Annotated in this window: 7 protein-coding genes; 1 reads left to right on the forward strand and 6 read right to left on the reverse strand. The window is 40.2% G+C overall.

The window, feature by feature from the left end; genetic code table 11:
* Window positions 1–154 precede the first annotated feature (154 nt).
* On the reverse strand, window positions 155–991 hold the full coding sequence (locus tag PWQ49_RS07845) for a hypothetical protein (RefSeq protein ID WP_300609682.1): 837 nt from the start codon (window positions 989–991) through the stop codon (window positions 155–157).
* A gap of 85 nt (window positions 992–1,076) precedes the next feature.
* Window positions 1,077–3,665, reverse strand: a complete 2,589-nt coding sequence (locus PWQ49_RS07850; protein ID WP_300609684.1) for a PAS domain-containing protein — start codon at window positions 3,663–3,665, stop codon at window positions 1,077–1,079.
* A 133-nt stretch (window positions 3,666–3,798) separates the two neighbouring features.
* On the opposite strand from PWQ49_RS07850, the gene PWQ49_RS07855 reads away from it, so the two are divergent.
* Complete coding sequence (locus tag PWQ49_RS07855) at window positions 3,799–4,698, forward strand: tetratricopeptide repeat protein (protein WP_300609686.1); 900 nt, start codon at window positions 3,799–3,801, stop codon at window positions 4,696–4,698.
* 1 nt (window position 4,699) lies between these two features.
* On the opposite strand, the gene PWQ49_RS07860 is transcribed toward PWQ49_RS07855, so the two are convergent.
* From PWQ49_RS07860 to PWQ49_RS07875, 4 genes are all read right to left on the reverse strand, one after another.
* The gene (locus tag PWQ49_RS07860; RefSeq protein ID WP_300609688.1) at window positions 4,700–5,161 is read right to left on the reverse strand and encodes a nucleoside deaminase; all 462 of its coding nucleotides are present in this window, start codon (window positions 5,159–5,161) and stop codon (window positions 4,700–4,702) included.
* Window positions 5,162–5,174: 13 nt separating this feature from the next.
* The gene (locus tag PWQ49_RS07865) at window positions 5,175–5,777 is read right to left on the reverse strand and encodes a DUF447 domain-containing protein (RefSeq protein WP_300609690.1); all 603 of its coding nucleotides are present in this window, start codon (window positions 5,775–5,777) and stop codon (window positions 5,175–5,177) included.
* Entirely contained in the window at window positions 5,774–6,697 is a 924-nt protein-coding gene (locus tag PWQ49_RS07870; protein ID WP_300609692.1) for a triphosphoribosyl-dephospho-CoA synthase, read from the reverse strand. Before PWQ49_RS07870 ends, PWQ49_RS07865 begins: the two co-directional genes overlap by 4 nt.
* 18 nt (window positions 6,698–6,715) lie before the next feature.
* Window positions 6,716–7,248: methanogenesis marker 9 domain-containing protein (locus PWQ49_RS07875; RefSeq protein ID WP_300609694.1), on the reverse strand; the 533-nt coding region annotated here is incomplete at its 5' end.

A 7,248-nucleotide genomic window follows, 5' to 3' on the forward strand; every position in this document is an offset into this window, starting at 1 on the left:
TGCAAAGCATGAAAATTATCAATGCCTCGAATCTGATTAGTTAAGGAATAATGGTGTGAATCGCCACTTTCAAATATATATTTTGTGGCACACCCATAGAGCGAGGTCAATGCCACGATCTAATATAAATCTTCCTATAGGACTCATATCAGTTTTACATAACGGGCTCTGATACCAGTGCGAAAAATCCGGATGCATTCGTTGTTATGGTAACCTCTGTTATGTTCCCGTAATCGTTTACAGCATAATTAAGGCCCTTTGATCTTCCTTCGGCAGCATATTCAGTAATGTTTCCAATAGTTGCTTGAGTAGGGTTCAGATAAACTGTGGTGCGACTATAGTTATCAGAACTTTCTGCCTTCCATGCAATATAGATTTGATTTGCACCAGTTTCAGAAAATGCAGCAGTTTCCAGTTGCGCATTATCTACTGAATATTTAAGTATTTCATCAAAGGCATCGGATGGCTTTGCATCACCGGAAATTACGTTGATTACACCTTTGGTTGAATTCTCAGTACCCATAATCATTGGATTTCCAACAACGTTGTAAATACCATTCGATCTCAAAAGTAGTTGATATCCCTTGTATGGCTCAGGGGAGAGGTAATAAGGGAAATTAATTATTTCAGGTGAAATTTTGTGTAAATCAAATCTGTCTCCATTGCCCAGCCGTGCAGAATATATGGTTTCTACCTTTGCTCCGTATAATGTATCAAGGGTGGAAGTGTTACCCACAATAAGCTGCAGGTGCGATTTTTCGGCATCTACAATATCTATATATTGTGCAGCAATTACATCGGAAGGTGTTATAGCAAGACCGTCAGAGAGTGAGTTCAGTGGCACATTGACTTGTTTTCCACCAATATTGCTAAAACTTTGTGCATTAGTAGTTTCAGTAGTATTCTGGCGGTTTCCTCCACTAAGTAAGAACGGAAATATTGACATTACCATGATAAATGCAAGGAACAAGGCTACAACTTTCTGATTCATCCGTTTAACTCCGCTTTTGTTCTATATATAAGCGGATTAGGTATCATTTCTTAATCCTATATAACCCTGTTCGGATAAATAAATCTCATTCAGTATCCAACCAGAATAATACAATAATGGATGGTTTCTCATTCCATATAGTTCTGGAGAACACTGCATCAAACAGGCGGATCTTGCCCTCAGGAAGTTTAACTTCAAGTTTTTTCTTGAAAGTTCCTTCTTTGGCAACACGCATGGCAATTTCTTCTATGTTTACATCATTGTCAGCAATCAACTCTGATAGATTCCTTCCCACAACTTCTTCTCCAGCAGTGATTTCAATAAGCGTGGTGAGATTTGCGTATAATATATTCCCCTTATCCTCCATCACCATTAGTGCCTCAGGAATATCATCAAACAGGTATTGCAAATTGTCCAGATTTCTCTGCACATATGCTTCCGAGCGTATATGTGATATGACTTCACCGATTTGCTCTGCAATTAATTCCAGATCATGGCGGCTGTTGTCAGGGATTTCATATTCATCATGGGAAAAAAGCATAAGGGCAGCGATTACTAAATCCTGATACTGAATAGGAATGACGGCAGTTGCATGCAAACCTTCGTACTGGAGATTTTTTCCCATTGTAATCGCGCTTAGCTCAGAATGATGTTTATAGACTGGTTGTCCTGCCATCACAAGGCGTGTCTGGACTGAATTTTTTGAGTAATATGCTGTGCTGCGAACAAATTTATCTGACAGTCCCTTGTGTGACACAAGATTCAGATCCCCAGTTGCTTCATCCACAAGATACAGTGCTCCGGAATCTACAGGTTCAACTCGTAGTGTAAGTTCAAGCAGCATATCAAAACTTTCCTGTACCGTGCTCGCTGAACTCAGGATGCTGTCAAGATCAAACTGAATATGCATAAAGTCACTGGCATGCTTTCTCTCAGTAATGTCTACAATAATTCCCTGCAGGTAAGCGACTTCCCCTTCTTCATTATGTTTTATGAAAGTCCTTTCATCAACCCATCTAATGTCACCATACTTTGTCATAATGCGGTATTCCTGATTAAAGTCGGTATAACCTGCATCAATCCTTCTTGTAAGTTCTTTTTGAACCCTTTTTAGATCATAGGGGTGGACAATGTCAGCATAAACAAGTTTTCCCGAAAGGAAATCTTCCACTGTATATCCGAATTGTGTCACATTTTCTGAGACAAATTCTACCGGCCAGTCATCTTCTGCCCTCCACAGAAATACCGTAGCAGGACTGTTTTTGATTACTTCTCCCAACACCTTCTGGATTTCATTTGAGCGCTTAACCTCATTTGCATATCGTCTAAGCTCTTCTTCAGCTTTTTTCTGCTGGATCAAATCCCACATGCTCCGCATGAGCAAGGTTAACTGCCGCAGATCAGCTTCATCGTATTTCTCCAATTTACCTGCAACCCACACCACCCCAACAATCTGATTGTTTTCAATAACAGGAGTTCCTAAATATCGTTTTAGATCGATTTCCATCCCATCCCTTTCAATTGGTGGGAGCGTGGAGCAGTCGTTAACAATGTAGGAGTTCTTATTGGAAAGTATTTTTTCACAAAATTGAGTTATTTCCAATGGAATTTTCCCAGTTTGTTCAATTAAATTCTCGGTCGCAGACACATATATTACTTCATTCACACCAGTGAACCAGAAGATGACTCCGAACTTGCTATCAGTAAGTTTTAGAGCTTGTTCCCTTGAATAATTCAAAATGTCCTCCAGAGGTGCGTTTTTCATTTCATAAAGTGACAATATGGCTTCATGACGCAAGTCTTCCTTGAGGAGCGCAGTTTCGATTTTTTTTCTTTCTGTGATGTCAACTATAAGTCCTTGAAGGTAAGTTACTTCTCCAGAATCATTATGCTGGATCTGCGTTCTTTCATCTACCCAGCGAACCTCACCATTTTTGGTTATAATCCTGTATTCCTGTGCAAAAAACGAACTTCCCTCTTCTGTGCTTTTCTCCATACCTCTTCGTACTTTTTCGAGATCATCCGGATGCACAATATCTCCATATACCAGTTTACCTGAGATGAAATCATCCACCTCATAACCAAACTGGCTTATGTTTTCCGAAACAAATTCTACAGGCCAGTCTTTTTGAGGTCTCCAAAGAAAAACTATAACAGGACTTGAATTAATCACAGTTTCAAGAGCGTTCTTCATTTCAAGGGCACCGTCAAGAAGCTCCTTTTCTTCTTTTTTCTGATCTGTAATGTCAACAATTATGCCTTGGAAATATATTTCGCTGTTACTCTTGTGCACAGTTGTTCGTTCGTCAATCCATTTGATGTCCCCATCCTTTGTAAGTATTCGATATCGAAGGTTAAATTGATCCTCTCCTGCTTTTAAATACGCCTCCACTTCTTCATTAATTATTTCGATATCATCCGGATGCATAATGTCCCTATACCGCATTGGATCTGCAAGGATTTCATCTGCGCTGTATCCAAATTGCTCTATGTTCCTTGAAACAAAAACAACTGGCCATCCATGTTCATCCTTCCAGATAAAAGCAACTGCTGGACTTGAATTTATAACATTTTCAAGTATTTCCTGTATTGTAGCATTGTCTACTTCAGGGGAAGAACCTCCCCCTCTCTTAATTTGGAGGAAATCCAGCATTTCAGGGAACTTTTTTTTCATTGGCTTCACTCTGTATTATGAGTTTATAAAATACACTGTTGATAACCAATTGCGTTACATGGCCGTGATATTGTTAATCAATGGTTTGCCGGATTTGCAAAAAGTATATTTTACTTAGAGTTATAGTCAACTTATGAATTTCCTGAAAAAACTGTATTCTCAAGCTTCAAAACGCAAAACTCTCAAGAAGCAATACCTTGAAGCTGAAGGTCTTTTCGGTCGAGGTTATGCACTCTTTGAAATGGGAAACTTCGATGATGCCCTGTCAAACTATGAAAAGGCGGCAGATATCTGGGAAAACGTAGCTTCAAAACTGATTGAAAATAATATGCCAGAAGAGGCGGAAAAAGCATACAAAAAAGCATCAGCTGCGAGGTATAGTCGCTGTTTTCTTCTTCATAAGATGGGTCGTGATGAGGAAGCCCTTAAAGTTATTGATTGCTCAATTGAAGAGGCGCCTGATGATTCAGGCAGGTGGTTTAGCAGGGGTTTTGTACTTAATTCAGTTGGACGTTATGATGAGGCACTTGAGGCTTTTGATAAGGCTTTAGAACTCAAATCCGACTTCTCAGATGCTTTGTATTGTAAAGGAAACATTCTTTACATGAGAGAAAACTATAAAGATGCTCTTGATTGTTATGAAAAAGCCGAAGAACATGCCGATATCATGTATTTTTCCTTCCCACGCTATTCTTTCATGAACCTGAAGCCTGATCCACAGCTTAAGAATGATTCCTCGGAAATATTATATGCCAAGGGGAATTGCCTATATCAGCTTGGCATGTATGAAGCCGCGGTTGAGGCATTCAGACAGGTTTTAGATCGCAAGCCCAGGTTTGTTCCTGCATGGCAGGGATTGGTAAACTCATATCTGAAACTTGGTCAGGAATCAGAAGCTCTCCAGAGCTGTGATCATGCACTGGAAGTCGAAGCAGGTAATCCAGAACTAATAAAACTAAAGGCTTCTGTTTGTGCAAAAATAGGAAGAAATGGTGAAAGTCAGGAACTGCTTGCTTTGTTGGAAGAAAGCTGAATCAATAAATCGTTTTGTCTTCCTTTTTATCCCATTCCCTGAGAAGTATACGGCATTCTTCAGAATCAATGTATTGGGTGGCTGGATGAACTCTATGCTTTTCGCATAATAACTGATAGATGCGGTAATCATCAAAACCTGCCTTTTCGATTTCTTTTGAAGATGTACCGTAGTATAGTCTGTCAATACGTGCCCAGAGAATTGCAGCAAGACACATGGGGCATGGGTAGGAAGTGCTGTAGATTTCGCAGCCTGTCAGGTCAAAGTTATTCAGGAAAGAAGATGCCCGGCGGATTGCAAGAACTTCGGCATGGTTTGTAGGATCATTATGCAAAAGGACTTCATTGTGTGCTTTTGCAATGATCTTTCCGTTTCTTACAACAACAGCTCCAAAAGGTCCTCCTTCGTTATCATGCATGCCCTTTTTTGCTTCTTCAAAAGCCACTTTCATGAATCTGTTCATGCGAGAAACTCCTTTATTTAATGCATGTAGAACTAATGATATCCCTGAGTAAATTAGCAGCCTCTTTCTCTTGCTTCCCGCCACATTTTTCAGCAAGTTTCAGGTTTTCAAGAACAAGTTCGCGGTACTTATCCTGGCAAGTTAATTCATATCTTGTGGCATGGACAGTAGCTTCAATTATTGCAAAGAATCCCCGATTAGGTGCCTTTAAAGGAGATTTGTTAATTTTTCCTGCGATAGGCTCAATTCGTGCAACAAGAGCTTCCGAATTATATTGTATCTCTTCACACCTGAAAAAAATCCATCCAAGTGCTTCTTTGAGTGCAGGATACTTAACCTCATTGATGGATTCCATTACAAATTCATTATTGTTAAGATTCCCAAATGTACTTCGGACAAAAAGAATAGGATCATAGGTGATATTTGCGATAAGGGCATTGTTCTTTGCAATATTGGCATATGTGTCAGAACCTTTGTAAACCCTTACAAATGGTTTTTCATCCTTCCGGATTATGCCGATGGGGGCAGCATTTGGTATGGTTGTCCCTGTGGTTACAATGGTTTCTGAAATCCCGTCAAAAATCCCAAAATTTTCAAGATTAATTTCTTCGGTCAAAATCGAAATCCTCCCAAAAGGACGATGAACAGAGATGCTATAATGATGTCGGCAGTAGATCCGGGGTTGTTGTGATTTTCAATTAATTGATCGTCAAAATCTTCGATCAGTGGCAAGTTTTCTATTATTCCGTATTTATGAATTTTTGAAACAATTTCTCCCGCATCTCGACTTACTGCTTTTGCAACCTCTTTTCCTAATTTGGTTTGTATAAAAGTGTCAGGTCTTGCAGCAAGCAGTTCAAGAAAAGTCTGTACTATGGCATAATTTACACTTAGTCCGTTTTCAAGTAGTTCTGAAATCCTGATTGCTGCAGCATCTGTTTCCGAAAAGCCTCTTGACCATTCCCGGGCTATAAGATCGTAGCCACTGGAAATTTCCATAAGTTCGTAAAGGGTAATTCCTTTTTTCTGTATGTCTTCAATGGCTCCGGTGTCATGAAGATCAAGATCATCCACCTCTTTTACTTTAACACCGGCAGTCTGGAAGCAACGATAGAAATCAATTGCATCGTTTGTATCGGTAGTCCGCACAATTTCGTATGCAGTTGCAAAAATGTCGTCTACTTTAATTTTCTTGTTTGAAGATAACAGTTTTCCGGCACTCATAGCCAATGGGATAAGCAGCAGGAATGCCCCGAAATGTGTATTCCCTCCTTTTTGCCAGCGGTTGCTTTCGCTAACTGCCATATTCAGCAGATATCCCACACTGTAACGATTTGCAGCAGCACTATGCATTGCTGGGTATACAGAAATAGCGGAGGCAATGAAGTGTTCATATTGCGTATCATCAAAGTCATGAGTTCTATCAATGTTGCCGGGTTTAGGTGTAGCCGAAACTTCCAGTGCCATTGCAAGCTGACAGCATCGTGCTATATATGATGTAACATCTTCCTGTTCAGGTGGAAGTGCAATTTCCATGAAAAACCTTCAGATCATTTATCTATTCCTGCTTTTTTCCAGGATATAATCAGCCATCTCTTTTTTCAGTTTCATATATTCCGCAGGAGACAGATCAAGAGCATCCAGTACCCCATCTCTCAGGAAGCATGGCTTTGAGATTTTGCAGCACCATGCAAGACTTCCGAAACATGTACTGTCGCCGTATTCAAGGGGTGTGCCTTTCACGAATTCCATCTTCAAATCAGCAAATTCTTTCGGACTTAACCCCAGCTTCTTGATTTTTGAATGTACGGCACAGGGTTTGACCGGCATGCAACAGTACGTAAGTCCCCGCAGGTCACCTTCTCCCCTGCAAATATGTTTAGGGGCATTGTACCATCCGATTTCTCTCTGATACTGGTTTACCGTGTCTACAAGCGTCGGTACAATTTCAGGATCAGCAACAACTGCTCTTGCCATTGATACAAGGTCTGCTCCCCGTGAGAACATTTCCTTTGCATCGGAAAAATTCCATATTGAGTTGTTTCCGATCAGCAAGAGGCGGGTAACGTCCCTGATCTTCCTAATTG

Source organism: Methanohalophilus sp. (genome assembly GCF_030156785.1).
In the GTDB taxonomy this organism is placed as follows: domain Archaea; phylum Halobacteriota; class Methanosarcinia; order Methanosarcinales; family Methanosarcinaceae; genus Methanohalophilus.

Bases quoted from the DNA above. Each gene is read 5' to 3' on its own strand.
- PWQ49_RS07845 (WP_300609682.1), bottom strand. From the start codon at position 991: ATGAATCAGAAAGTTGTAGCCTTGTTCCTTGCATTTATCATGGTAATG.
- PWQ49_RS07850 (WP_300609684.1), bottom strand. From the start codon at position 3,665: ATGAAAAAAAAGTTCCCTGAAATGCTGGATTTCCTCCAAATTAAGAGA.
- PWQ49_RS07855 (WP_300609686.1), top strand. From the start codon at position 3,799: ATGAATTTCCTGAAAAAACTGTATTCTCAAGCTTCAAAACGCAAAACT.
- PWQ49_RS07860 (WP_300609688.1), bottom strand. From the start codon at position 5,161: ATGAACAGATTCATGAAAGTGGCTTTTGAAGAAGCAAAAAAGGGCATG.
- PWQ49_RS07870 (WP_300609692.1), bottom strand. From the start codon at position 6,697: ATGGAAATTGCACTTCCACCTGAACAGGAAGATGTTACATCATATATA.